This window comes from Prevotella melaninogenica (genome assembly GCF_003609775.1).
Taxonomy (GTDB): Bacteria; Bacteroidota; Bacteroidia; order Bacteroidales; family Bacteroidaceae; genus Prevotella; species Prevotella melaninogenica_A.
Window position 1 is genome coordinate 1559579 of the sequence record NZ_AP018049.1, and the last position, 26934, is coordinate 1586512.

The following is a 26934-nucleotide window of genomic DNA, read 5'->3' on the forward strand; positions in this document are numbered from 1 at the left end:
TCAATGTCTAAAAAGTTTTCTTATTATTTAGAAGTCAACCTGCAGACCCAGCATAAACTGTCGAGTTGATGGGTAGTAAGAGCGAGAACCTGTTGCACCTGGCTCAAGACCATTCACCTGATAGGTTGATGGGTCAATTCCAGAGAACTTAGTAATCGTGAAGAGGTTGGTTGCTGTCAAGTTGATACGAATCGCATCAATGTACTTCTTGTTCAGATTCAGTGTGTAACCGAGGCTGAAAGAAGACAGTTTCAGATAGTCACCAGGCTCAAGGAAGTAGTCGCTAACAATTGGATTCTGTGTTACTGCGAGGTTCTTGCTATATGCCTTATCCATTACATTGCCTTGGAAGTTCTTGATTCCATAGTAGAAGTCATGAATATTAAAGATATCGAAGCCAAGTGCTGTTTGGAAAAACAGTGTTGCATCAAAGTTCTTATAACGGAAACTGTGAGTCATTGAACCCGTGAACTTTGGCAAGCCATTACCCACATACTGACGATCTTCATCGGTTGCGTTATCTGCCAAGATTTTATCACCATCCTTATCGTAAACAATCCAACGGCCCTGTGGGTCAATACCAGCATACTTCCACATATAGAAGTTACCAACACGCTTACCCTCTTCAAGGCGCTGCAAATAATGGAATGGATAAGGATCCTGCGTACCTACACGATCTTCATAGCTTCTTCCTTCATACTGATCGTTGCTGAAGCTCACGAACTTATTACCCATCGTTGAGCCAACCACATTCACAGTATAAGAGAAGTCCTTTGTCTTGATAGCATTCCATGTAATATCAAACTCAAAACCATAGTTACGCATTGTACCTACGTTTACGAATGTTGTTGTAAACAAGTAAGGAGGAACTGGTACTGCATAATCACCCAAAAGGTCTTGCTGCTTACGGCTGTAATAGTTAAATGAACCATAGAGATTACCATTAAACAATGCCCAGTCAAGTCCGATATTCCAGTTCTTACCCTTCTCCCAGTGGAGTTTACTATTAGGATTCTTTCCAGGACCCCATACCTGATAAGACTTACCATTATACATATAGTAGCCAAAGCCCTGCATTGTGTCAAGCGATCTATAGCTATCGAAGTTCTGGTTACCAGTAACACCATAGTCTGCACGAAGTTTCAAGTCGGTCAACCAACTCTTTGTTCCTGCCATGAATGCCTCGTCAGAGATACGCCAACCTGCTGATACAGCAGGGAAGTTACCCCACTTATAATCCTCACCAAACTTTGTTGAACCCTCATGACGCAAAGAAGCAGTAACCATATAACGGCTCTTCCAGTCGTAGCTTATACGACCGAAGAAAGCTATCAGCTTATTACCATTCTTATAGGAACCCATACCTAACTCGTCCTTATCCTTCATGTAAGCACCCGTACCAAGGTTGTTGTCCTCTAAGGCATCATTAGGGAAGTCCTTATTATTAGCATTGAAGCCTGAATAAAGGGACTCCTGATAAGAGTAACCCAACATTGCTTTAATGTTATGACTACCAAAAGAGTTAGTATAGTTGTTAATCCATTCTAAACTCTGGAGAGACTCCTTGCCATAACTCTGGCTTGCCTCACCTGTACGACCAGCATTAATAGTTTGCGTATTCGTTGATGGACGGAACCATTGATTGTAATTAGAATACTGGTGGTCAGCATAGGTCAACTGGCTGGTCAATGTCTGATTGCCTGGATTCTTCAACAAGAGTGGGAAGAGGTTCAGCTTCACTGTACCATCCCAATCAATCAACTGGGTTGTTCCAGTATCCTTCTGTCGTTTCACTTGTTCTGCTGGGTTCCATGCTGCTGGCTGTCCCTTGAAATTATAATACAATGCTGAATTCTGCGGATCCCATACAGGTGTCGTTGGATTCGCCTCCATAGCATTACGGAATACATCCCAAGTTGCATTCTTACGATAAGCAATACGAGGTGCTACATTCAATCCAAAAGTAACAAGACCACTCTTATTTGTATGATTCAAAGAGACACGTGCACCATACTCACGACGTCCAGAATACTTATCAATACCCTTTGCATCACGATAGTCTACCGATGCACGGTAATTAGACTTGATATTACCACCACTAAGCGTCAATGTATGAACAGTGCGAACACCTACTCGACCTACTTCTTTCATCCAATCAGTTGAACCGCCAAGGTCATAACCAGTACCCGATGCCAAGCGATTAGCGCGATACTCTGCAGCATCAAGCATATCAAGGTCTTTCTTGATTACATCGAAAGCTACAGTACCATTATAAGTTGTATGGAGATTACCATCGCGCGCTCCCTTCTTAGTTGTCACAAGGATGACACCATTAGAACCACGTGTACCATAGATTGCTGACGCTGCACCATCCTTGAGGACGTCGTAACTCTCAATATCATTTGGGTTGATATTAGTAAGATTACCACCTGGTACACCATCAATAACAATCAATGGACCTAAGCCTGCAGCACGGGATGACACACCACGAATCTGAATACTTGCCTGATTATTAGGGTCACCAGAGCCAGTATTAGTAATACTAACACCAGCAACCTTACCCTGAATCATCATTGAAGGGTCTACGCTTGCTACTTGTGTAAAGTTACGTGCCGATACGTGAGAGACTGCTGAGGTCAACTCCTTCTTATCCATCGTACCATAACCAACGACAACGACCTCATCAAGATTGGCAGCATCTTCCTGCAACTTGATTTTGAAATCGGTCTGATTATTCACAGGCAACTCCTGTGTCTTGTAACCAATATAAGTCACACGGAGTCGTGATTTTGGACTTGCAACAGACAGTACGAAGTTTCCATCGATATCTGTCACCACACCATTCTTGGTTCCCTGCTCCATAATGGTTGCGCCGATGACGGGCTCACCATGCTGGTCAGTTACCGAACCTTTGACATTGATTTGTTGAGCTGCTACGTTCAATGTGCAAATAAGTCCCACCAAGACGGCAAGAACTTTGTGCCATGAACTGTTCTCAGTTTGCAATGGTTTCATGATTGTTGATTTGATTTATGTTTTTAAAATTATTTCCTGTCTTTGTAACGGAAACTCCTTTTTCTAAAAGGTGTATGCAAAGATACACGAAAATAAGCCTTTATAATAGATAATAAAAGGAAGTGAGAAGAAATTACAAATACTCTCTACTGATTATCAGTAAGTTAGAGTTAGTAATATACAAATAAATACCACAACCATTATAAGCTTCAACAACAAGTGTTGACATCTAAAAAGACTTTAAGTGTGTACGAAAAGAATCCTAATCACGCTTTTCTACGGCAGTTTATTCCTTGCATTAATCTGTTTAGAAATAAGCAGAAAATCCTTTGCTCTATATTGAAGTAAGACTACAATAACCCTTAAAACTATCGATGAAATGGGCAAAAATTGAAGTTTTCTTGCTATATATAATATTGAACAGAGAAAACTTATTTGACGAAACAAACTTTAAAAAGCAATACATCATATCTCGTTTATCCTTAGAATATTCTCAAAAAGCCTTATTTGTGTAATAAAAGATTGTTGCTGCCTCCCAAGAGTCAATCTTCTGCAGATATAAAAGACACGTATTAGTTAGTAGAAAAACTATCGAGTATTACTGAAATTTATTTACAAAACAAAGGGTGTTTTTATCTAAAAAAGGGGCCAAAAGGGGTCATAAAAACCACACTCGTAACTAACAAATAATCAAAGACTTACAAAACAGTAAAACAAAAGGTGCTTAATTGGCTTTCAAAAGGGCGTTAGTTAGCGTCCAAAAGGGCATCTTTTCGAAGCCAACTGGGTGTCTTTTCAAAGCTAAAAGAGCATCAATTAAAAATCAAGATGTGAAAAATTATTACAATACAAAACCAAATCAACAAAAAAGCCCTCCCCGAATGGGAAGGGACTTAAACATTATGATACTTCTATAAGAGATAAAGGAAAAGATTACCTTATACATTTTACTTCTTTACTTCCCATCCCCTCCTTGCGAATTGAACATGGACTTTTCTATTTCAAAGACACGTTTTACATCAAAATAAATATCAGGAGATGAATAATTCTTATTGGTTTCACCCAAAACGAGACGGTCGCAAGTACCCACAACCGACTGCCCATTAACTTTAAAAATACCAAAGAAGAATTGTAAAAGATTATATTCATCACCTACTGTAGTTACAGAGAAAGGATATTCCTTACTACCATCGCCAGTCATAAAGATAGTATCAAGGATGCGCGATAAACGAACACTATAAACCTTAAGACTATCGTTCAACATCCATGATTTATCGGGTTCTTTATTGACAAGTATCCTAAAATTATAAATCTTAGATACTATCGCATTTGTATTAAGGGGATTGCTGGCAAGAACTTTGTCTGCAATTGCAGCTGCTTTATCAAACTTACCTTCATTTCTGGCCTTCGACATATCAAATTCCATCAACAAATCTCTACCATTATTAAGGTAAGTCCGTCCATAAACAGCCAAAATTTTGTCTTCAGCAGTCAATGTGGTATCAGCATCTACATTGATAAAAATGTCGACTAACTGCTGCACACGCTGCGGGTTAGCTTCTACCTCTGCCTTTATCTTCCCCCAGTCGACAGTCATAAATGCCTTGTCTGTCTGTGCTGATACAGCGATAGCTAACAGCAAAAATGTGAAAACACATAATTTTCTCATATTCTTTTGTATTTAGTTATTGTATTGTTGTTAAGTCTTTGGGCTTTAGAGCAAGCTCATCTCTCAGCCCAGTCGCTCCTATCCAAGTTTCTATATCCTATCGCCTCAGCGATATGCTGCACTTGTACAGCCTCTGACTCTTCCAAGTCAGCTATCGAACGCGCTACCTTTAGAATCCTATTATAAGCACGAGCAGATAGTTTCAAACGTTCCATAGCATCACGGAGCAACTTGATAGAAGCTTCATCAGGTTCCGCAAACTCATGAATCATACGCTCATTCATCTGTGCGTTACAATGAATATTACGATAACTGCTGAAGCGATCGGTCTGAATAGCACGCGCTCGGATGACTCGCTCACGAATAGCAGTACTCGGTTCGCCTGGTGTTGCCTGCGAAATGTCTTTGAAGGGGAGAGGGGCAATCTCGCATTGAATGTCGATTCTATCCATTAGCGGACCAGATATCTTGGCAAGATACTTCTGAATCTGCCCCGGTGAACAAACGCAATGATGCGTAGGATCGGCAAAATAGCCACACGGACAAGGATTCATACTCGCCACAAACATAAAGCTACAAGGATAAGTGACCGTATACTTGGCACGTGAAATCGTTATATGACGGTCTTCCAAAGGCTGTCGAAGCACCTCTAAAGTATGCTTATTAAACTCTGGTAACTCATCACAGAAGAGCACTCCATTGTGTGCAAGGGTTATCTCACCCGGCATTGGATTAGCTCCACCACCCACAAGTGCAACCTCAGAGATAGTATGGTGAGGGCTACGGAAAGGACGTTGTGTAATCAAGCCTGTGTCACGACGTAACTTACCAGCTATCGAGTGAATCTGAGTTGTTTCTAAACTCTCTGAAAGAGACAAAGGAGGAAGAATGGAAGGAAGGCGTTTTGCCATCATACTCTTACCACTTCCGGGCGGTCCAACCATGATAAGATTATGTCCGCCAGCCGCTGCAACCTCTAATGCTCGCTTCACATTCTCTTGTCCACGGACGTCAGCAAAGTCGAGGTCAAAAGCATATTGATGCTCATAAAACTCCTTCCGAGTATCTACAAAACAAGGTTCTGGATTTGATGTACCATTAAGAAAGTCTATTACTTGTAGGATATTATCCATTCCATAGACCTCTAACGTGTCAACCACAGCCGCTTCGTGCTCATTAGCTTTCGGTACAATAATACCTTTAAACTTCTCGGCACGAGCCTTAATAGCTATGGGTAGTATGCCTTTAACAGGCTGTAAAGTACCATCAAGGCTCAACTCTCCCACAAGCATAAACTCTCGCAAACGGTCACAACTCATCTTCTCATTGGCAGCCAAGATGGCTATTGCCAATGGGAGATCAAAACTGGAGCCTTCCTTCTTGAGGTCGGCTGGAGCAAGATTGGCGGTGATATCGGCTACAGGAAATTTGTAACCAGTATTAAGAAGTGCTGCAGCAATACGGTCATGGCTCTCCTTTACCGCTCCGTCTGCAAGACCGGTAAGGTGGAACAATACGCCCCGCGTAATACTAACTTCAACTATCACGGTGGTGACTTCCATTCCGTTAACAGCTGCACAAAATGTCTTTACAAGCACGATATTGGTTTTTAGTCTGCGCCATAACGCTGACGGATGGTATTAGCAGTGATGTTCTTTTCTACCACTTTCCCGTTACGAATGACGATATTATCAGGTATAGTATTAAGACCAAAGGTTTTGAGCAGTGGTGTATTAAGTAGTTTTCCGTCACAAACATTGGAAAACTCAACCCCATCACGCTCTAATACTTGTCTAACCTCCTTAGGGTTAGCATCTACACAGATACCCAAAGCAGCCATCTTTCCCGCTTTCACAGCATCACTCAGTGCTCGCTGGATATCAAGACTCTCGTAACTCCAAGCCGCCCAAGTATTGATAATAACTACATCCTTTCCTTGGAAAGTCGCATTATTAACCGTCTTTCCATTGACATCTTTAGCTGTAAACTTAGGTATCTTACTACCGATTGGCAGTGAGCCAAGCTCAGACAGATGTCGTTGAAGACGACCCAAAGAAGCATTATCAGGCTGCTCTTTTATTAATAAGGGTAAAAGTTTTGCAGACTGCTTATAATCAGGAGACTCTGTTTGAACAAGATAACGATTAAGTAGATACGCACTCACAGCAGACTCCGGATGATCATTGATGAATGCAATAGCATACTTCAACTCCTCTGGAGGAGAAACACTTGCTATCTGTTTACGGAACTTAGTCATGAGTTCATTATCCTTCGTACCCTCTACTTCCATCTCTTTCAAATGGGAAGCATCCGCTTTCACCTCAACCGCTTCACCCGATTCGGCAAAGATTGGTTGCGTGGAATAATTAGGGAAGATGATAATTAGTGTAGAAGGTTTGCTACAAGGCTTCTCGTAAGAAAAGCGTCCTGCTTCAATCTTGATGGTATCCAAACCTGCTATACCACCATCAGGACTATATACATAAAGTTCGCCTTGATTCATGTGCAAGAAGCGTCCCTCCATCTTGAAGTAACCGCTACGGGTACCACAAGAAACTAACAGCAGGGAGAACAAAAGTATGTATGCTATTCGCTTCATGCGCATAGGATTTAAGAAGAAGTGCCGCGAGCGGGACTCGAACCCGCACAGCCATTACTGGCCAAGGGATTTTAAGTCCCTCGTGTCTACCAATTCCACCATTGCGGCAAACCGTTTGCAAAGATAAGGCTAAATCTTCGAACTGGCAAAGGTTTTGCAAGTTTTTTTATTTATTAGCCTTATTAAGCCTATTGGACCAATTAGTCCAATCAGGTTAATTACCTTAATTTACCCCCAACACGCCATAAGGGCCTGTACTGCTTGCACGATAGCGCATCAGTTTCTTACCGCTATCGCCAGAGACAACATTTCCGCCAGTGTTAAGGTTATACCTACGATGACAATTACTACAAGTAGCAAAGCCATCACTGCTTATCTTCAACTCATAAGAACGCAGCGGAAGCGCATTGGTATTGAAGCAATTAGGACACTGTAAGTCGTAAGCATAGAAAGGAGAAGGGTTGTCCAAGTTGCCATAACCAACGATGAGTCCATTATTCAAACCCACATGTTTCCAGCTCTCCAACCTAAGATCAATACCATCAAACCACACAGGAGCACTTGATTTCAGTCCTTGATTGTTCTCAAAAGAGAAACTATAACGACCGCTAACAAAGTTAGTTCTTATCGTACAATACACACCTGGCGACAAAGGATTCATCGCTGTTGCAAGGATTGGGTCTTGATGTGTCTCGTTGTGAAAGGTAAAGAAGTTACGATGACTACTATACTCATAGTCAACTACATCACCACAAGATGACAATAGCACTATAAGCATTAACAAAACAGACTGAACAAGCTTCTTCATACCTTACTTCTTTATCTATATAAAAAACATCAAGTCCTCCTCCCTTAGGAAGGAGGTGAACGTCTTATTCGAATGGAATCATTGCCAAAGCATCGGCAATCTTCTCAATACCCTCCTGTAAAGGCTTTGACACCATACCCTTTGCAAAGAAAGGAATATCGGCATCTATCGTGAGTTTCATCTTTGAAGAAGACTCTGTTACAGGCAGTATCTGAATCCAGAAATTAAATGATAAGGGTGAGTTATCACTCTCAAACTTAATCGTCTTAGGTTCTTCGCGCTCAATAATACGCATAGAAATCTGACCAACTGGGTCAACTGTCATAGACAATGAGTCCTGATCAAAGGTGATATTCTGTAATCTTTCTTTGACCTTATCCATGTCATCATTACCAGTAGAACCTTCTGGAAGACGCTCCTTCAGACGCTGTACATTATTTAAATCGCTCAGCGTGTTGTAAACACTCTGCTGAGAATGGGGAATCTGCTTTACGCTACTTTCAAACTTTGTCATTGAATATTTTTATTGGGAAGTTAAGGAGGAAAGGACTGGAAGTAAGCGGAAATAATTGTTATAGAAGCACATATCTAAATGTAGGGACGCACGAATAATGCGCCCACTACACAATATCATACACCAACAATCCCTTTGAAAGAAAGGACTTCCCTTCCAGTGGAATGCTTAGATATTACTTTTTCCAGTTTGCTGGGTCCTTACGCCAATCATGCAACATAGAAACCTCAGACTCCTTGATATAACCTGTCTCAAGTGCTTTCTCTACAACATGCTCATAATCGGTGAGCGTTACAAGCTTTACATTAGCCTCACGGAACGCCTCCTCAGCTACTGGGAAACCATAGGTATAAGATGCAACCATACCCACAACCTCAAAACCTGCTTCACGAAGTGCAGCAACAGCTTTCAAAGAAGAGCCACCAGTTGAGATAAGGTCTTCTACAACGACAACCTTAGAGCCTGCAGGGAGTTCACCTTCAATCTGATTCTTCATACCGTGGTCCTTTGGTTTCGGACGAACGTATGCGTATGGCAATGCCAATTCATCAGCAACGAGCATACCCTGTGCGATAGCACCCGTAGCAACACCTGCCACTGCCGTAGCCTCAGGGAAGTTCTCAAGGATAGCATGAACTAACTCGAGCTTCACAAACGAACGTACATCGTGGAACGATAACGTCTTGCGGTTATCACAATAGAATGGTGACTTCCAACCACTTGCCCATGTAAATGGGTCGTTAGGTTGCAACTTAATAGCTTTAATTCCGAGCAGTTTGCCTGCAAAGACTTTCTTTAAATCTTCCATCTTGATAGTTTATGGTTATATACTAACTGCAAACTTACACATTTTTTCTGAGATTAAAGGATAAAAAGACTATAAAAGAAGATAACAAGAACAGATGATACTCCTATCAAATACAAGAACAGTTTTATTTGCTTTGAGTAGTATAACTCTTCCTAACAACCATCTAACGTTACTTTTCCGACTCCATATTGCAGTGGTGTTAAGCCTCCGCACTATTCGTGCTAAGCCTTCGCACCAATGGTGTTGAGCCTCCGCACATCAATAGAAAACAAACCGAAAAAACCTTATCTACTATCAGGACAGATACAATTAACTACTAATTACTTACAAAGACGAGTACTACTCATAGACTAACTATAATGGTACGAAGCGTAATGATACTGATTAATCATTATTCGCAAAGCCCAATGAGAGGACACTGACTTTGACATTCTCTCCTTTAAGAACTTCTTTGGCAGCAGCAACAAGGGTGGCACCAGAAGTAATAACATCATCAACCAACAAGATGTGTTGATTATTTAGGGCGGAAGAATCAAGGAGATGGAAGGCTTTTTCTACGTTTTCATTTCGTTCCCAACGTCCTTTTTGCGTCTGACTACCATGAAAACTAACACGTTCTAAGACCTTATCTAAGACTGGCAAACCAGTTGCTGCACTGATACCACGCGCTATCTCCACACTTTGATTATACCCTCTTTCTCGCTCACGCTGGCGAGCAAGCGGCACTGGAACCACAGCTGTGATCCCATCGAAGAAGCCATCTTGTGCAAACTCTGCTGCAACAATACGCCCAAGTCGCTCACCTATCTCAGGATGTCCGCCATACTTCAATTGATAAAGCAAACGACTGGTGTCAGAATGGGCTTTATAAAAGAAGAAAGCAGCACCTTTCTCTATGGGAATCCTACCCCAAAAGAGACGCACAAGCTTATTGTCATAACCTGATTTTGCATAGCCCGTGCGAGGAAGAGAGTGATTACAACAAGCACACATCACCTCCTCCGTAACGGTCAGACGCCTACCACAAACCGTACAAGGACGAGGGGCAAGGGTGTCTATCAGGCGAGCCAATAAACTAATCGTCTGTTTCATCGTCTACGAAGTCTACATCATCGTCCGCAGCAACGACTCCTTCATCTATACACCTACGGATTAAATCCATCGTAAAACCACGCCCCATGGCAAACTTTATCAACTTCATTGAACGCTCATAGTCGCTCTCTGCTTTGATAGTACGATACTTACTCGCTAACAATGGGCGCAAGACTTCAAGATATTCTTCGTCATCTACCGCATCAAGGATGGGCGATGAGACGGCATTATCAACCTTTTTCATCCACAGAGCCTGCTCAATCTTTCGTCTACCCCACTTGTTATAGCGAATTTTATCATGCACAAAAGACTCCGTATAACGGCTATCATCAACGTAATGCAGCGTTATCAACTTCTCCATAATACGTGCTTGCGCATCTTCTGATAGTCCCCATTTACGCATCTTCTCTAACATCTCACCAGAGCAATGCTCACCTTTCGCACATAAATCGGCAAGTTTCTTCAGGGCTTGCGGCTCTAATATCGGCCGTTTCTGTATCATGGTCGGATGGCTTTAGTGAAGCGAAGCTTACCAAACTGGTCTTCTCTCAGTTCTACCCGCTTATAACCTAACGCGTTTAACATCTCCTTCACGTCATTAATATACAATGGGTTGGTCTCAAAATAAAGCACACCATCAGCCGACAAAGCCTGCACGCCATATTCAGCTATTGCACGATAGAAACGTAGTGGGTCATCATCAGGAACAAAGAGTGCCGTTTCTGGTTCATACGCAAGCACATTCTCCTTCATCTCTGTCCGTTCTTTGTCGCAGATGTAAGGTGGATTACTCACTATAATATCAAATTGCTGCTGCATAGCCGATGCTGAAGGATGAAGCGTATCCTCCATTTTTAGTTCAACACGAACCTGCCATTGGTGTACATTCTCACGTGCAATAAGCAGTGCGTCACCCGATATATCCCACGCTGTAACCGCCGAGTTGCGTAGGTCAGCAGCCAACGTAACAGCAATACAACCACTGCCTGTTCCTACATCTAACACCTGCAGGGGTACAGGAGGTTGCAAAGCGCAATAACATTGGTTGTTATCCTCTTCTATCCAACGGCACAGCACCTCAGTCTCTGGACGTGGAATCAATACGCCCGGAGCCACATGAAATGTGCGCCCACAAAAGGTTTCACGTCCTAAAACATACTGTACAGGTTCCGAACGCTCCAAGCGAGAGATGATTTTCTCTAATTCCTCCTCCGCTTCTCGAGATAATTCATTAACTTTGCCCGTATATATATCGGTCAGCTTGATGCCAAACTGAACCTCTAATACAAGCCGAACGATAGATTGCGCTTCACCTTCATCATACAAAGGAGTGAGTCTGCGCCATAAATCTTGATATGTCATAGCTGCAAAGATAGGAATTTTAATGAAATGAAACAAGAAGAAACTGACAAAAAATACATGCGTCGCTGCTTACAATTAGCACGCAATGGGCAGCTACTTGCTAAGCCTAACCCAATGGTCGGGGCGGTTATTGTGAGCAAGGAGGGTAGGATTATTGGTGAGGGCTACCACGTACGTTGTGGCAAAGGGCACGCGGAGGTGAACGCTTTTGCATCTGTAAGGAAGGAAGACGAGACTTTGCTACGTGAAGCAACGGTGTACGTCAGTCTTGAGCCTTGCTCTCATTATGGGAAAACACCTCCTTGTGCCGACTTGATTATCAGTAAGGGTGTGCACCGTGTGGTATGCGGTTGCATCGATCCTTTTGCTGAAGTGCAAGGACGTGGGGTGAAGAAGATTCGCGAAGCAGGGATAGAAGTGACCGTGGGTGTATTGGAGAAAGAGTGTTTAGAACTGAATAAACGGTTTATTACTTATAATACACATAAACGACCTTATGTGATATTGAAGTGGGCGGAAACAGAAAGTAGACTAACCAACACGCCATTCAACACACCAGCCAGCCCCTCCCCCTTACCCCTCCCCCATAGGGAGGGGAGTAATCACCGAGATACCCCTGATGATGCGAGTATTATAAATGGTAGTAAAGATGGTGTAACTACTTGTACTAATAACTCTGGCGTGGCTTATATTGGCAACTTGCCGGGTAAAGACTATCAGCCATTGATTATCTCTACGCCTTTCACTAAAATGTTGGTGCATAAGATGAGGGCTGAGAATGATGCGATTCTCGTTGGGAAAACAACGGAAGAATTAGAACAACCACAGCTGACGGTGAGGGAATGGAGCGGTCCAAATCCAGAGAAGTTAGTGCTGACAAGTCGGCCGACAAAGGAGGGAGAATACGCAACACCTGCTGAAGTGCTGTCGCATCTCTATGCTGAAAAGAAGCAAAGTCTCATCGTGGAAGGTGGTGCAAAAACCTTACAGAGTTTTTTAGATGCTGGACTATGGGACGAGATACGCATAGAATCGGCTCCTTTCACGGTTAACGAAGGTGTAGAAGCACCAAAACTCCCAGAGAATATACGTGTTGTAAAGGTAGAGAAGTATGTTAATACGATTGTAACATACGAACGAGCGTAGGATGAAATGGCATCCATTCAGTACTACAAAACGGCTAAAAACAATTTATCTTCATGAAAAAAAGAATTTCTTTTCATGAAGATAAATATTTATTTTCACGACAAAAAATATTTCTTTTCATGAAAATAATTCGACAATAAGACTGAGTTGGGGTGCAATAGTCTTTTTAATTGCACTTATGCGTCATAATATTCAACACCATATCATCGGTAATACACATCGCTTCCTTACCAATGCTTGTAAGGTTTCGGATAGACTTATCAACATCTTCGTCAATGATTCCCTCTGCAGACGTTACGTGTTTGCCCTCCATGGAAAGTGTTGCTGAAAGGATAGCTGTTGACACACCCGATGAAATCTTTAGTGAACAACTTGGCTTCGCACCATCGCAAATCATACCAGTAAGGTTGGCTATCATGTTCTTTACCGAATGACAAACATTGGTATAATTGCCTCCCATCAGATAAGTAATACCACAACTGGAACCAATACTTGCTACGACACAACCACAAAGGGCTGAGAGTGCACCAAGACTCTGCTTGATGTAGATGGCTGTGAGATGACTCAAGGTGAGTGCGCGGATAAGTTCCTCACGTGTATTCTCATTCTCCTTCGCAAAAACAGCCACTGGATTGGTTGCACAGATACCCTGATTTCCAGAACCGCTATTACTCATCACTGGAATCAAAGCACCACCCATACGGGCATCGCAGGCTGAAGCGGTCTTCGCAATAACGTGTGAGAAAATGCTGTTACCAAAGATTCCACGACTCAAAGGACGGTCCATTATCTTTCCCAAACAATGTCCGTAATTTCCCTTCAAAGCCTCAGCAGCAGCACGAAGATTATAACGCTTTGCTTCAAGGATAAACTCAATCTCATCGATAGGAGTAGTTGTTGCAAACTCCCATACCTTATTGAGGTTCAGACAGAGGGGTGCTGTTTCAACAGCAGCAGCACTGGGTTGCATCTTATCATGCAAAACAGTACCATCCTTCTCCTCAAAAACAATATTCGTATGGGTACCCATGATGATGGCTGTGGCACGATGTCCCTCAGCCTCACAAGTGATTTCTATGTATAGTTTCTCGGTGATACCGTCCTTCAGTTTGACATCAATTCGATTCTCACTGATAAATGTCTTGCCAGCCTCCAAAGTAACAGGTGTGAGGTCCTTGATAACCTCCAACTGATATTCTGACTTACCCACCAAAGCACCGAGGGCAATAGCAATAGGCAATCCAATCATTCCCGTGCCAGGAATACCGACTCCCATCGCATTCTTCAGAATATTAGCAGAGAGCAACACGCTAATATGTTCTGGTTTCTGACCTAACAACTCTGTAGCGTGTGCAGTACACAACGCCACAGCCATTGGCTCTGTACAACCAACAGCAGGTACTACCTGCTGGTGTATCAACTCGATAATCTGTTCTCTAATGTTCTTCTCAAGCATAATGATGTGATTTAGGTTTAGCTTGATATTATTATGATATTAAATAATTCTCCTTCGTATCTACCCGCTCAAACATCAATCTATTTGAGAGAGCTTATTACCTAACTCTTGTCGCATAGCCTCCATCTTTTGATGTCGGTCGATAGAGAATGTTGAGCCATTCGCCTCAACATAATAAAATAAAGCGTATGCTTTTTCCAACAGTATTTGGCGCAAAGGTTGCCCTTTATAGCTTGCCTCAGCATGTAGCAACTCTGCAACCATATTTATTTTATCTATTCGCTCAGCCTCATCCCACTGCTCCTTAGCGTATTTCAACAGCTCGTCAACGGAGAGATTACGTAAATCATCATACTCTCCAACATACTGTCTATAAAGGTCTTTCAAGTCCTTATCCAGCTTTAAGTCATCATCTTTCTTCGAAAGAAAGCGCGAAATAGCAGCATTGAATTCCTCTATCAAGCGAATAAAATAATCTCGTTGTAACATAGTAGATTTCCTTTTATGACACAAAAGTAAATAAAAAATTGATATAAATCCACTTTTCAGTGTGTAATTAAATAAAAAATATTTTAGGATTGGGGGTATAAAGAATTAGCCCAATTAGCCTAATAAGGCCAATTGGGCTAATAGAATAGACACTTTTAGGACTGCGGAAGACTTTCCCACAGCTTCTTATAGAATTCGTGTTGGGTCATTGTTTGGACATTACCAAGGATTATCAACTTCATTCTGGCACGTGTTATAGCCACGTTCATACGACGTAAATCACGTAAAAAACCTATCTGACCATCATCATTGGAACGCACAAGAGAAATGAGTATCACGTCACGTTCCTGTCCTTGAAAGCCGTCAACAGTGTTCACACTGATAAGACTTCGATAGGGCTTGAAGAACTCTCGCTTCTTAATCAAGCTACGGAGATACTGCACTTGAGCACGATAAGGAGAGATTACTCCCACATCTATCCGCTCTTCCAACACTCTATGCTTGCCAATCTTAGTGAAATAATCCTTTAAAGTCTTGAGTGTTAGCTCTGCTTCTCCTTTATTAATACGTCCAAAAGAAGAACCAACAAACTGCTCATGGAAGGCGTTTTCCTTTTCGTTATTTGACTGAGAAGGACCTGAATTAGCTTCACTTTCCGTCAAATCATACGATGAAACGACCGCTTCATTTGACGTATCAATCCATACCATTGGATTGTCATAATCAAGGATGCCACGGTATTTAATCTGCGGAGCGGTTTCCACCTGTCCGCCATAGAACCAATCGGATGAGAAGCGCATAATCTCTTCATTCATTCGATACTGCACCTTCAACAGCGTTACAACCTCTGGTTTATTCTCTACGATGCGTTCCATCAGTGTCTTACCCAATCCTCCACGCAAGGCTGCTATGCTTTTTACCGTCGGTGGAAGTTGGCAATGATCACCCGCAAAGACAACTCTCGATGCCCTGCGAATAGCTATCCAGCAGGCCGCTTCAAGGGCTTGTGCAGCCTCATCGATAAACAAAGTCGTGAACTTCTGACCTTCCATTATCCTGCTGTTTGCACCAACGAGGGTAGAAGCAACGACACGTGCCTCTCCAAACAACTCGGCATTGATACGTATCTCAAGCTCAGTAGCACGGCTCTTCAGCCTATCCATCTTCTGATGATAGCTTTCAGAACCTTTCTTTCTATTGTTTCTCAATTCACGAATAGCCTTCCGAATCGACCACAACTGAGGGTAGTCAGGATGCGCTTCAAACTTTCTTTCGTATGTAAAACCTAACATCTTATCATTCACTCGGGTAGGATTACCAATGCGAAGAACATTGATACCACGGTCAACAAGCTTCTCACAAATCCAGTCAACAGCCATATTACTCTGCGCACAAACCATCACCTGACTCTCTCGCATCAGTGTTTCGTTGATAGCTTCGACCAATGTTGTTGTCTTACCCGTTCCCGGTGGACCATGAACTATCGCCACATCCTTTGCCCATAACACCTCATTAACAGCCTTTTCTTGTGTTGGATTCAGCCATGGTAATCGAATAGGAGCAAAGGAGAACTTCTCTACCTTTTGTCGTGAATAGAACAAGTCACGAAGATGAGCCAGCCTATTTCCTTTTGCTTTCATGGTACGGTCTAACGCATCGAACATCATCTGATAGCTCGTTTCATCAAAACCTAATTGACATCCAATCTGCTCTGAAGCTGATTGAAGGTCTAATAAGGGTGCAGAGTCAGGGACTGCAACAACCATTCTGTCGCCCTCTACATACGATACTGTACCTGTAAAGCCATAGTATTTCAGCTGAACAGACTTATTGGGAGTCCCCTTCTCCGTCTCAATGAACTTAAAGAAAAGAAGCGGACGACCACATTCAAAGTTATGCTCGATATCCCCATCCTGTGTACGAAATACCTCAATGCATAGTTGGTTGAGTCCATTATAAAACCGTTTGCCCACTCTTAACGGAAACCAAGCGTCACCTCGCTTCACTTTCCGCTGCATACCAGCAGCCTCAGTCTGCTTTCTAAAGGCTTCTTTCTCGGCATAATACTCCATTTGGAGCAGTAAACGCTGACGTTGTAAGAGTTGTATTGGACTTTCCTGAAGCATATCTTTTTATAGTTGACAAGTTAACGAGTTGACGAGTTAACAAGTTATATCTTTTTATAGTTGACGAGTTAACAAGTTGACAAGTTAATCGCTTTATCTCTGTTTCAAACACTTTACAAATATAATACTTTTTATCTAATATCCATTATACAACGAATAAAAAACAAGAAGGGCTTAACAACTGAAGTCATCCTCTATCTCTGCGACTTTACCCATTTGCAAACCAGGGGGCGCACAAGATGATAAGAACAAGGCAACACGGAGTTCCTCATAATCTGTAGGTAAGGAAAGAACAAGATCTAACTTCCCATCTCCATCCAAGTCACCTGCAAACAGAAGCGCAAAACTTGCTGCATCAACCCTTGCCTCTCTAACAATTCGTTCTCCATTCAGCAATACTGTATAGTTCTTTAATTGGCTTTCTCCCTGCGCCTTTGCCTCTAACTTGTAATGTTTCCCAGCAAAAGTAAAATTCCTTACAGAGCCTGGTTCCAAGTAAGTACTATCTGAAAACGCAACATCAGCAATCTTAACTTTTCCCTTCTTTATTGGCAACTGATTGACAAACAATATCGTGTTTCGTTTTTCTGATAGGTATGTTGGAATGGTACTTGAACACTCATCCTCTCTCATATCAATACTATACCGAGCTTTACCAACATAATATTCATTCCCTTCTTTATATAATTCAACCCAATTGTGGTTGATTATCGTATCTGGATTACATAAACGATAATTAAAAGGAACAAGAATCTTATACATTATTGATGTCTTCTTCGCAACCTTAACACTATCAACCTTCTTTACAGACACACTATCTTCCTGCTGTACAGACGACTCCTGCGCCTGACTAACAGGCTTCTTATCGGTACAAGAGAGAAGTATCATGCAAAGACTCAACAAAAAGAAAAGAGACTTAACTTTCTTCATAATCACGTTTTTATTGCCTATCAGCAAACAGTATTATTATATATCACACACTGCAAAAATAACACTTTTCTCTCTATATTCCAACCTTGAACTCTATAAAAGACTCCATAGTAATAACTATATATGGGTATTTTGCAGCTTTACTCCACTTATTTACCTTTTTTATCCTAACTTCTTACGCCACTTCCACGAATATTTACTATTTTTGTCATCAATAATTAACAATAAGAACTAAGACTTTTAAGCTTATGAAAACAAACAATGTGCAAATAGAGCACAAACTCCCATCAGAGTGTACAACCATCATCGTTGGTCAAGAACAGACTGCTGATGGTTCTATGATAGTAGCGCGTTCAGAAGACTGGGACGCAATGGAAGCTAAGAATTACGAGATTTTTGAAGATACGGACAATGGTCCACGCGAGTTCGTTGCCAAAGATAGTCCTTTCCGTTGCGAACTTCCAGAGAAGGCTTTGGGCTATTCTGCCCTTTCTCCGTATAATCTTCACGGCCATTGGGGTAGTGCTGGTTTCAACACGGCAGGTGTCGGCATGAGTGCCACGGAGAGTATCTTCAGCAATGACGAGGTATTGAAACACGACCCATTGGTAGAGAATGGTGTGGCAGAAAACTCTGTCTTCAACATTACCCTACCTTATATCCACACCGCCCGTGAAGGTGTTGAGCGATTGGGTATGATCATCGAGAAATATGGTATTGCTGAAGGCTTCGGTATCGGCTTTGTAGATAGCAAGGAGATATGGTACTTGGAAACAGCTTGCGGCCATCGCTGGTTGGCTTGCCGTATGCCAAAAGATCAGTATTTCGTAACTGGTAACCAGAGCCGCTTCCGCACCTACGATCCGAATGATAAGGAGAATTACCTCGCATCAGCCGACTTGATTGAGTTTGCAGAGAAGCATGGACTCTACAATCCAGCACAGGGTGCCTTCGATTTCCATGAGGCTTACGCACGTGATATCAAACTCGACACTACTTATAACTACCCACGTGTATGGGGATTGCAGCAGTTATTCTCTCCAGAGATAAAGAATGACGTAGCAAAAAACACCTTCCCTATCTTTGCTAAGGCTGCGCACAAGGTCACACTGACCGAACTCCGCACTGCATTCCGCTTCCACTATGACAATACGGAGCACGACCCATATCTCAATAGCAATCCAAAGGAGCCTTATCGCCCAGTTTCTATCTTCCGTACCACTCAGACCCACCTCTTGCAGGTACGCCCAGAACTGCCACAGGCTATCGGTTGTATCAACTATGTTGCAATGGGAATGGCAGACCTCGGTGTGTTCCTCCCACTCTACCAGGGCATCACTTCTTATCCAGAGGCTTACACAAAGGGTAATGGTGAGTCAAGTGACGACTCTGCTTATTGGAAGTTCCGCAAGATAATGGTTTTGGGTATGACCAACTATAACAAGTATGCTCCTATCATCAAGGAGGCGTATGCTAAGTTTGAAGCTGAGACCGACCAACGTCAACGTGAGATGGAAGAAGAGTATCTACGCATCTATAAGACACAACCTCTCCATGCACAAGACATGTTACAGGCGTTCTCTGACAAGATTCTTAACAGTGCACTCGACCTTGCCGACCGTCTACAAGAGAAACTCTTTACGCTGATGACACAAGACATTCAGAAGGAGTATCTCTTCCACGGGGCATAAACATAAGTAGCATCCTACTTTTACAACAATAAGACTGGCTGTATCAAGTAGCACACAATGCCTCTTGATACAGCCTTATTTAGGTAAAAAACACCAGCAAGAACGATAAGGGAAAGGTAAAAAATCTATTGTTTCACACTATATATAACTTTTTTTTCCTAACTTTGCAGACAAGAGCTATTGCACAGCTATCCTACGGTAGCAAAGTAAAGTTTGAAAAACTCGCTCTGATAGTTCAATGGATAGAACGTAGGTTTCCTAAACCTTTGATCCGGGTTCGATTCCCGGTCGGAGTACTATATATCATTTCTTATCCTCTCCCTTGTAAGAGAGAAGAGTCTGATTATCATTTTTTATATAGATTTACTACTAACAACCAAAAGGAAACATATACCCCCATAGTATTTTTCAATCCCCTCTCAAGCAACGGAGAGACTAAAAAGAAACTTCATGATTGGTGCTATTATAGGAGATATCGTTGGCTCACGCTTCGAATTCGGAGCAACTCCACAACAAGGGTTTGAGCTTTTTACACCCGATTGTTCTTACACAGATGATACAATCTGCACCATCGCTATTGCCGATGCGGTGCTGAATGAACGTGACTATCAGGAGAGTCTGCTCGATTGGTGTCGTCGTTATCCAGACCCAATGGGCGGATATGGCAAGCGATTTTATCAATGGATTAACTCCGATAATCCACAGCCTACGGATTCATGTGGCAATGGATCTGCCATGCGTGTCAGCCCTATTGGCTGGCTCTTCGATGAATGGGAGGACGTAATAGAGGAAGCCAAGAAGAGTGCTATCATAAGTCATAACCACCCCGAAGGTATTAAGGGCGCACAATGTATTGCTGAAGCGATTTATTGGCTGCGCTTGATGCGCTTCTCTAAGTCGGATTTGGAGCGAAAAGTTAAGAAGTTCTTTGGATATAAACTGCCACCTATGCGGGATATTAAGAAGATTGGTTCTGAAGGACATTTTGATGGAACCTGTCAGGAAACCGTACCGATGGCACTGCGCTGTTTCATGGATGCCAATAGTTTCGAGGAGACCATCCGCCTCGCTGTACTATGTGATGACGATACAGACACGAAGGCTTGCATTGCTGGTGCGGTTGCTGAAGCCTATTATCAGGTACCAGAATGGATGATTGAAAAGGCTATCAGCTATTTGCCCGATGATATGCTCAACATCCTCGGACAGTTTTATGAGCGCATACAAGATAGCTGTGGAACGAAGAAAAGGTAACTTTAAGCCTTTTAAAAAGATGATTTTTCAAGTCTAACAATGCTGTTTTGAAAGCCCTAAAACAGCATTGTTGCAAGTTATTTTCATGAACAAAAAGATTTATTTACGTGAAAAGAAATATTTACTTTCATGAAGAAAAATATTTCTTTTCATGAAAATAATTCATCGTTGGTGGTCTTTCATGAACGTTTCCATCTGCGTTCGATACTGCAATCCAGTCTCCTCGCCTATTTGAAGAATAGCTTTTATAGCCTTTGTACTGAAATTAGTAAGACCATAAGGACCTAAATCAGGATTAATGTAAAGGTCTGCTTGCGTTCGATTGACATTATATTTCTTAATATCAGGACGTTCTGCCATCCATTTCAAAATACCTCCCATACCCTTCAGAAAGCCAAAAGGCGAACGATAATCATCATGTTTCTGCTGATGAAGGTCGATTGCAATAACAATATCTGCCCCCATATTTCGCACAACATCTACCGGAAGATTATTTCCCATACCGCCATCTACCAGCATCAACGTGTCTATCCGTACTGGTTTGAACGCACCGGGGATAGCCATACTGGCACGCATATTACGCACCAAAGAACCTGTATCGAGTACTACTTCTTGTTGACGACGAATGTCAAAAGCTACACACGAGAAGGGAATAGCCTTCTCAACGGTACCACGTTGTACTGGAGAATGACGAACAAGAGAGTCAAGAAAATTATAGATGTGGTCGCCATGTAACATTCCAAAGCCTTTCTTCACTTTCGCATCAGCCTTTCTCCGTACAGGAAAACCGAAGATATAAACCACGCCATCTGCTTCCTTATAGACCTTTCCGACAAGTGTTGTATCTCTATCTGACAAGAGTGCCAGCCAATTCTGCGAACAAAAGAGTGTTTCGAGGTCGTCTGCACGATAGCCCTGAGAATATAATCCGCCTATAATCGCTCCTATACTTGTTCCTGCAATATAATCGACTGGTATCTGTGCCCGCTCCAATTCCTTCAGTATTCCTATGGCTGCAGCACCTTTCGCACCACCGCCACCAATCACAAGACCTACCTTTGGGCGGTCTTTTCCGTCTTTATTCTCCTGCTGTGCCATCACAGATAAACCACAGCATATCAGCATTAGAAATACAAGTAAGTATTTTTTCATAGCGACAAAAGTAATGTTTTTCTCAGAGATAAACGTGTTTTTTCCTTTTATTGTTGCTTTTCATTTCTCCAATAATCTCATGTGTCTCAAAAGCAAGTAACTTGTTCACTCGTGAACTTGTCTACTTGTCAACTCCAAAACAAGCAACTTGTACACCCGTGAACTTGTCTACTTGTCAACTCCAAAACAAGCAACTTGTTCACACGTAAACTTGTTTACTCGTCAACTATTCCTTACCTTTGCATTATGAAGTTTCACCCTATACAATCAAAACAGGCCCTACCCGCTCGGTTTAATAATCCTTTTGATTACGAACCGGACGCTCTTTGCCGTGCAGCAGTCAAGCAGTTGCAGACAAACCTTCCTATTGAACCTACCGAAGGAAAGATGTATGGCGTTCTGATTGTTGAGCGAAACGGAGAGATTGGCTATCTGCAAGCCTACTCAGGACAGATAGATGATGAAGGAGAAGACTTTGTTCCAGCTGTTTTCGACTACCTTCAGCCCGATGGTTACTTCAAGATTCATGAGGCTGAGATTAGTCAATTTAATCAACAGATAGCTCAACTAAAAGCCTCAACAGCCTATCGACAAGCAAAGGAAAACCTAAAAACGATTCAACAGAAGGCTGAAAAGGCTATCGAAGAAGCTCGAAAGGTGATGCAAGGAGCTAAGTTCTTGCGTGATAAACGTCGTAAGGAGGCTTTTATTTCAGAGGCAGAACGAAACGAAATGACACGCCAGAGCCAGTTTCTTAAAGCGGAATTGCACCGTAAGAAACAAACTTACGCAGAGCAGATTACCGCTGCACAAACTATCGTAAACGCCTATCAGGAACAGATAACAGCATGGAAACGAGAGCGCAAAATGAAGTCTGACCGCCTACAACGTTGGCTTTTCTCCCAGTTCTCACTGCTCAATGCACGCGGAGAACATAAAAACTTGCTTGATATTTTCCGTGATTACTATCTGAAGAACAGTCCTGCACGTACGAAGGCTGCTCATATAACAAGTGCAAACACTGCTGAGCGTGCTGCAAAAGAGTGTCTTGCAGCTTCGCTACTTCCGCCCTCTGGCGCAGGTGAATGCTGTGAACCAAAACTCTTACAATATGCCTTTTTGCATGGTTTTAAGCCTATTAGCATGGCTATGTTTTGGTGGGGACCATCGCCAAAGACCGAGATAAGACAGCATGGAAACTATTATCCTGCCTGCAATGGAAAGTGTAAACCTATCTTGGAGTGGATGTTGGAAGGGATAGACGTTGACAATAAGGATTGCGATAGGACAAATAATGAAACAGAAACAATGCCTTCTGAAGGACTACAAACACTCTATGAAGACGATTATCTTGCAGTCATTGCCAAGCCATCAGGCTTACTTTCTGTACCCGGGAAGAGCTGTCAGCCATCTGTTTATAGTATTCTAAAGGAGCGATGGAAGGGTAAGAGCGATGCATTCATGGTACATCGATTAGACATGGCGACAAGTGGTTTGCTTGTTGTTGCTCGTACCTCTGAGGTTCATAAGGCTTTGCAAGCACAGTTTATTGGGCGAATTGTAAAGAAGAAGTATGTTGCTTTGCTTCCTCTCTCTATTCTCGACAAGCAGTTACCAGCAGAGGGACGAATAGAACTTCCGCTTTCTCCAGACCCAGACGACCGCCCTCGACAGCGTGTTGATAGAACTAATGGGAAGCCTGCTATCACCGAATATCGTATTATCGGTAAGACAACATACGGCAAAGAAGCATTGGAAGCGGTAAAGATTGGACTCTATCCGCTGACTGGTCGTACCCATCAACTGCGCATTCATTGTGCTCATCCAGACGGATTGGGAACTCCTATCATTGGCGATAACCTCTATGGGCAGCGAGCAGAACGCCTATGGCTGCATGCAACACACCTTGAATTTACTCATCCTATTACACAAGAACAGATGAGTTTTGACCTTCCTTTGTAACAAAAAGCCATCACAAAGAGAAGTATTATCAGTAAATGCCAACGTTTTAAGCATCAAACTCTTCGCTTAATAGCAGCCTATAATAACTTTCTAAATGCTTATCGGACGGTCATATAAACCCCATCCGTCAGAGTAACAAAAGTTTATTATCACGTTACACACCCATTTCCTTTGTCATTTACCTTATTTACTGTAACTTTGCAGTAGAAAATAAATAATCAAACAGATATGGAAGAAAAGAAATTTAAGCGCACCACTGTCACCGCAGCATTGCCATACGCGAATGGTGGTGTACATATAGGACACCTTGCTGGTGTGTATGTTCCTGCCGATATCTACGTTCGTTACCTCCGATTGAAGAAGCGTGAAGTAGCTTTCATCGGTGGTAGTGACGAGCATGGTGTGCCTATCACCATCCGTGCAAAGAAGGAAGGAATCACCCCACAAGACGTATGTGACCGTTATCATAAGTTGATTAAGGACTCTTTCGAGGAGTTCGGTATCTCATTCGATGTGTATAGTCGTACGACAAGTGAGACCCACCACAAGTTTGCTTCTGACTTCTTCCGTAAGCTATATGATGATGGTAAGCTCGTTGAACAGGAGAGTGAGCAGTACTATGATGAGGAAGCTCACCAGTTCCTTGCCGATCGTTACATCATGGGGGAGTGTCCTCACTGCGGCAATCCAAATGCCTACGGCGACCAATGCGAGAAGTGTGGTAGCGATCTTAGCCCTATGGAGTTGAAGAATCCACACTCAACAATCTCTGGCTCACAGCCAATCATCAAGAGTACTAAGAACTGGTACCTGCCTTTGAATGACTATCAAGAGTGGCTGAAGCAGTGGATTTTGGAGGATCATAAGGAGTGGCGACCAAACGTTTATGGTCAGTGTAAGAGTTGGTTGGATATGGATCTCCAGCCACGTGCTATGACCCGCGACCTTGATTGGGGTATTCCTGTTCCTGTAGAAGGCGCTGAAGGCAAGGTTCTCTACGTATGGTTCGATGCACCTATCGGCTATATTTCAAACACAAAGGAGCTTTGTGAGAAGGATCCAGAGCACTTTGGCAACTGGCAGAAGTGGTGGCAGGACCCAGAGACACGCATCGTTCACTTCATTGGAAAGGACAACATCGTGTTCCATTGTCTTATCTTCCCAACCATGTTGAAGGCGCATGGCGATTATATTTTGCCTGATAACGTACCATCAAATGAGTTCCTTAACCTTGAAGACGATAAGATTTCTACAAGTAAGAACTGGGCAGTTTGGCTCCACGAGTACCTCCGTGACTTTGAAGGAAAGCAGGATGTGCTACGCTATGTACTGACAGCTAACGCACCAGAAACCAAAGATAACAACTTCACTTGGAAAGACTTCCAGGAGCGTAACAACTCTGAACTCGTTGCTGTTTATGGTAACTTCGTTAACCGTGCATTGCAATTGACAAAGAAGTATTGGAATGGTGTGGTTCCTGCTTGTGGTGAATTGGAAGAGATTGACCGTCAGACTATCCAAGAGTTCAAGGACGTAAAGGCAAAGGTGGAGGCTTATCTCGATATATTTAAGTTCCGTGAGGCACAGAAGGAGGCGATGAACCTTGCTCGCATCGGTAACAAATACATTGCTGAAACAGAACCTTGGAAGCTCTGGAAGACCGATCCTAAGCGCGTAGAGACCATTCTCAACATCTCGCTTCAGCTCGTTGCCAACCTCAGTATTGCCTTCGAACCATTCTTGCCATTCAGCAGTAAGAAGCTTCGTGAACTGATTAACATGACAGAGTATGACTGGAGTGAACTCGGTTCTACCGACCTTCTCCCAGCTGGTAAGCAGTTGGCAGAGCCAGAGTTGCTCTTCGAGAAGATTGAGGATGAGGCTATCGAGGCTCAGTTGCGTAAGTTGGAAGAGACTAAGAAGGCTAATGAAGCGGCTTCCTACAAGGCTGAACCAATCAAGAAGGATATTCCTTTCGAAGACTTCGAGAAACTCGACATCCGTGTTGGACATATCATCAAGTGCGAGAAGGTGAAGAAGAGTAAGAAGCTCTTGCAGTTTACTATCGACGATGGTTCAGGTGTTGAGCGCACTATCCTTAGCGGTATTGCAGCCTACTACGAGCCAGAGCAGCTCACAGGTAAGGATGTTCTCTTCGTTGCTAACTTTGCTCCTCGCAAGATGATGGGCATCGAGAGCCAAGGAATGATTCTCTCAGCTGTCAACTTCGATGGCTCCCTCACCGTTACTACAACCATGGGTGAGGTGAAACCGGGTAGTCAGGTGGGATAAAATAAGCCCAAGCGGCTTTTTCTAATAACCTAAAAAGGCAATTATAATGTGTGAATCTCCACGCTTTATAATTGCCTTTTTCCCGTATTGTTTCGTAAAAGTAAGTCTTCTTTTATTAAAGTAAAGCATGTTCACTTATGGTGGCATGACTCTTTCTTAACAACAAGTTGCTTCCATACTGTGGACCTTTTGCAAGCTTTTTAGTGTTTAACACCATTGGTGTTTACCATCAGCACCACATGTGCGAAGCATCAGCACCATACGTGCGGAGCACCAACACATCTACTAAAAGAGCAAAAGAGAGGGCTTTATAATCATTATAATAAATGTAGTAAGACGTAATAACGAACTAATAGAGGGCAAAGTTTTGTCCAAATGCTAATAATTCTCAAACCTTAATCAGTGCAAATATAACAACAAAAAGCTAATTATCGGCTCATCGAGAGCCTAAAAACAAGTAATATGAATGGTATATTGAGCCGATTCTTGCACTCTATACGTTTAAAGGCAAGCACTCAATAACTCTACACAACCCTTAAAAGCTACATATTCAACTCGTTTTATTTACC

The 26934-nt window shown here is 42.6% G+C and carries 20 protein-coding genes and 2 tRNA genes; 6 read left to right on the forward strand and 16 right to left on the reverse strand.

Annotated features, from left to right (window positions below):
• Positions 1 to 27 precede the first annotated feature (27 nt).
• From PMEL_RS06305 to prmC, 11 genes are all read right to left on the reverse strand, one after another.
• A complete protein-coding gene (locus tag PMEL_RS06305) occupies positions 28 to 3015 on the reverse strand; it encodes a SusC/RagA family TonB-linked outer membrane protein (RefSeq protein WP_120174461.1) in 2988 nt (995 codons plus the stop codon).
• Positions 3016 to 3970: 955 nt separating this feature from the next.
• A complete protein-coding gene (locus PMEL_RS06310; protein WP_120174462.1) occupies positions 3971 to 4684 on the reverse strand; it encodes a DUF4919 domain-containing protein in 714 nt (237 codons plus the stop codon).
• Between the two features lie 56 nt (positions 4685 to 4740).
• The gene (locus PMEL_RS06315; protein ID WP_120174463.1) at positions 4741 to 6282 is read right to left on the reverse strand and encodes a YifB family Mg chelatase-like AAA ATPase; all 1542 of its coding nucleotides are present in this window, start codon (positions 6280 to 6282) and stop codon (positions 4741 to 4743) included.
• An 11-nt stretch (positions 6283 to 6293) separates the two neighbouring features.
• Positions 6294 to 7289, reverse strand: a complete 996-nt coding sequence (locus PMEL_RS06320; protein WP_120174464.1) for a TlpA disulfide reductase family protein — start codon at positions 7287 to 7289, stop codon at positions 6294 to 6296.
• A gap of 16 nt (positions 7290 to 7305) precedes the next feature.
• Positions 7306 to 7391 (reverse strand) — tRNA-Leu (locus PMEL_RS06325).
• A gap of 115 nt (positions 7392 to 7506) precedes the next feature.
• A complete protein-coding gene (locus tag PMEL_RS06330; RefSeq protein WP_120174465.1) occupies positions 7507 to 8091 on the reverse strand; it encodes a hypothetical protein in 585 nt (194 codons plus the stop codon).
• 64 nt (positions 8092 to 8155) lie between these two features.
• Positions 8156 to 8605, reverse strand: a complete 450-nt coding sequence (locus PMEL_RS06335) for an SRPBCC family protein (RefSeq protein ID WP_120174466.1) — start codon at positions 8603 to 8605, stop codon at positions 8156 to 8158.
• Positions 8606 to 8780: 175 nt separating this feature from the next.
• Positions 8781 to 9413, reverse strand: coding sequence for an orotate phosphoribosyltransferase (pyrE, locus tag PMEL_RS06340; RefSeq protein ID WP_120174467.1), 633 nt, complete (start codon positions 9411 to 9413; stop codon positions 8781 to 8783).
• Positions 9414 to 9797: 384 nt separating this feature from the next.
• Positions 9798 to 10505, reverse strand: a complete 708-nt coding sequence (locus PMEL_RS06345; RefSeq protein WP_120174468.1) for a ComF family protein — start codon at positions 10503 to 10505, stop codon at positions 9798 to 9800.
• Entirely contained in the window at positions 10489 to 11007 is a 519-nt protein-coding gene (locus PMEL_RS06350) for a regulatory protein RecX (protein ID WP_120174469.1), read from the reverse strand. The genes PMEL_RS06345 and PMEL_RS06350 overlap by 17 nt, the downstream gene beginning before the upstream one ends.
• Positions 11004 to 11867 carry a peptide chain release factor N(5)-glutamine methyltransferase gene (prmC, locus tag PMEL_RS06355; RefSeq protein WP_120174470.1) on the reverse strand — a complete coding sequence of 288 codons (864 nt, stop codon included), beginning with the start codon at positions 11865 to 11867 and terminating at the stop codon, positions 11004 to 11006. The genes PMEL_RS06350 and prmC overlap by 4 nt, the downstream gene beginning before the upstream one ends.
• 27 nt (positions 11868 to 11894) lie before the next feature.
• On the opposite strand from prmC, the gene ribD reads away from it, so the two are divergent.
• Positions 11895 to 13013, forward strand: coding sequence for a bifunctional diaminohydroxyphosphoribosylaminopyrimidine deaminase/5-amino-6-(5-phosphoribosylamino)uracil reductase RibD (ribD, locus tag PMEL_RS06360; protein WP_120174471.1), 1119 nt, complete (start codon positions 11895 to 11897; stop codon positions 13011 to 13013).
• 166 nt (positions 13014 to 13179) lie between these two features.
• Here ribD and PMEL_RS06365 read toward each other — a convergent pair whose 3' ends face one another.
• The 4 genes from PMEL_RS06365 to PMEL_RS06380 all read right to left on the reverse strand — a co-directional run bounded on the left by PMEL_RS06365 (position 13180) and on the right by PMEL_RS06380 (position 18014).
• Positions 13180 to 14469: a serine dehydratase subunit alpha family protein gene (locus PMEL_RS06365; protein ID WP_120174472.1), complete on the reverse strand. Its 1290-nt coding sequence runs from the start codon at positions 14467 to 14469 to the stop codon at positions 13180 to 13182.
• Positions 14470 to 14544: 75 nt separating this feature from the next.
• Positions 14545 to 14958 (reverse strand): hypothetical protein, encoded by a 414-nt coding sequence (locus tag PMEL_RS06370; protein ID WP_120174473.1) that lies wholly within the window; start codon positions 14956 to 14958, stop codon positions 14545 to 14547.
• Positions 14959 to 15113: 155 nt separating this feature from the next.
• Positions 15114 to 17084 (reverse strand): AAA domain-containing protein, encoded by a 1971-nt coding sequence (locus PMEL_RS06375; protein ID WP_120174474.1) that lies wholly within the window; start codon positions 17082 to 17084, stop codon positions 15114 to 15116.
• A gap of 174 nt (positions 17085 to 17258) precedes the next feature.
• On the reverse strand, positions 17259 to 18014 hold the full coding sequence (locus PMEL_RS06380; protein WP_172586759.1) for an FG-GAP repeat protein: 756 nt from the start codon (positions 18012 to 18014) through the stop codon (positions 17259 to 17261).
• Between the two features lie 248 nt (positions 18015 to 18262).
• On the opposite strand from PMEL_RS06380, the gene PMEL_RS06385 reads away from it, so the two are divergent.
• The 3 genes from PMEL_RS06385 (at position 18263) to PMEL_RS06395 (ending at position 20959) form a co-directional block, all read left to right on the forward strand.
• Positions 18263 to 19705: a C69 family dipeptidase gene (locus tag PMEL_RS06385; protein ID WP_120174476.1), complete on the forward strand. Its 1443-nt coding sequence runs from the start codon at positions 18263 to 18265 to the stop codon at positions 19703 to 19705.
• 224 nt (positions 19706 to 19929) lie between these two features.
• Positions 19930 to 20001, forward strand: a tRNA-Arg gene (locus tag PMEL_RS06390).
• 154 nt (positions 20002 to 20155) lie between these two features.
• Positions 20156 to 20959: an ADP-ribosylglycohydrolase family protein gene (locus PMEL_RS06395; RefSeq protein ID WP_120174477.1), complete on the forward strand. Its 804-nt coding sequence runs from the start codon at positions 20156 to 20158 to the stop codon at positions 20957 to 20959.
• A gap of 162 nt (positions 20960 to 21121) precedes the next feature.
• On the opposite strand, the gene PMEL_RS06400 is transcribed toward PMEL_RS06395, so the two are convergent.
• Positions 21122 to 22111, reverse strand: a complete 990-nt coding sequence (locus PMEL_RS06400; protein WP_120174478.1) for a patatin-like phospholipase family protein — start codon at positions 22109 to 22111, stop codon at positions 21122 to 21124.
• A gap of 246 nt (positions 22112 to 22357) precedes the next feature.
• Here PMEL_RS06400 and PMEL_RS06405 point away from each other — a divergent pair, with 246 nt between their 5' ends.
• Entirely contained in the window at positions 22358 to 24073 is a 1716-nt protein-coding gene (locus PMEL_RS06405; RefSeq protein ID WP_120174479.1) for a pseudouridine synthase, read from the forward strand.
• Between the two features lie 228 nt (positions 24074 to 24301).
• Entirely contained in the window at positions 24302 to 26365 is a 2064-nt protein-coding gene (metG, locus tag PMEL_RS06410; protein ID WP_120174480.1) for a methionine--tRNA ligase, read from the forward strand.
• The last annotated feature ends 569 nt before the right edge of the window (positions 26366 to 26934 follow it).

Excerpts from the sequence above, each read along its gene's own strand:
- PMEL_RS06305 (WP_120174461.1), bottom strand. The coding sequence starts at position 3,015 with ATGAAACCATTGCAAACTGAGAACAGTTCATGGCACAAAGTTCTTGCC.
- PMEL_RS06310 (WP_120174462.1), bottom strand. The coding sequence starts at position 4,684 with ATGAGAAAATTATGTGTTTTCACATTTTTGCTGTTAGCTATCGCTGTA.
- PMEL_RS06320 (WP_120174464.1), bottom strand. The coding sequence starts at position 7,289 with ATGCGCATGAAGCGAATAGCATACATACTTTTGTTCTCCCTGCTGTTA.
- PMEL_RS06330 (WP_120174465.1), bottom strand. The coding sequence starts at position 8,091 with ATGAAGAAGCTTGTTCAGTCTGTTTTGTTAATGCTTATAGTGCTATTG.
- PMEL_RS06335 (WP_120174466.1), bottom strand. The coding sequence starts at position 8,605 with ATGACAAAGTTTGAAAGTAGCGTAAAGCAGATTCCCCATTCTCAGCAG.
- pyrE (WP_120174467.1), bottom strand. The coding sequence starts at position 9,413 with ATGGAAGATTTAAAGAAAGTCTTTGCAGGCAAACTGCTCGGAATTAAA.
- PMEL_RS06345 (WP_120174468.1), bottom strand. The coding sequence starts at position 10,505 with ATGAAACAGACGATTAGTTTATTGGCTCGCCTGATAGACACCCTTGCC.
- PMEL_RS06350 (WP_120174469.1), bottom strand. The coding sequence starts at position 11,007 with ATGATACAGAAACGGCCGATATTAGAGCCGCAAGCCCTGAAGAAACTT.
- prmC (WP_120174470.1), bottom strand. The coding sequence starts at position 11,867 with ATGACATATCAAGATTTATGGCGCAGACTCACTCCTTTGTATGATGAA.
- ribD (WP_120174471.1), top strand. The coding sequence starts at position 11,895 with ATGAAACAAGAAGAAACTGACAAAAAATACATGCGTCGCTGCTTACAA.
- PMEL_RS06365 (WP_120174472.1), bottom strand. The coding sequence starts at position 14,469 with ATGCTTGAGAAGAACATTAGAGAACAGATTATCGAGTTGATACACCAG.
- PMEL_RS06370 (WP_120174473.1), bottom strand. The coding sequence starts at position 14,958 with ATGTTACAACGAGATTATTTTATTCGCTTGATAGAGGAATTCAATGCT.
- PMEL_RS06375 (WP_120174474.1), bottom strand. The coding sequence starts at position 17,084 with ATGCTTCAGGAAAGTCCAATACAACTCTTACAACGTCAGCGTTTACTG.
- PMEL_RS06380 (WP_172586759.1), bottom strand. The coding sequence starts at position 18,014 with ATGAAGAAAGTTAAGTCTCTTTTCTTTTTGTTGAGTCTTTGCATGATA.
- PMEL_RS06385 (WP_120174476.1), top strand. The coding sequence starts at position 18,263 with ATGAAAACAAACAATGTGCAAATAGAGCACAAACTCCCATCAGAGTGT.
- PMEL_RS06395 (WP_120174477.1), top strand. The coding sequence starts at position 20,156 with ATGATTGGTGCTATTATAGGAGATATCGTTGGCTCACGCTTCGAATTC.
- PMEL_RS06400 (WP_120174478.1), bottom strand. The coding sequence starts at position 22,111 with ATGAAAAAATACTTACTTGTATTTCTAATGCTGATATGCTGTGGTTTA.
- PMEL_RS06405 (WP_120174479.1), top strand. The coding sequence starts at position 22,358 with ATGAAGTTTCACCCTATACAATCAAAACAGGCCCTACCCGCTCGGTTT.
- metG (WP_120174480.1), top strand. The coding sequence starts at position 24,302 with ATGGAAGAAAAGAAATTTAAGCGCACCACTGTCACCGCAGCATTGCCA.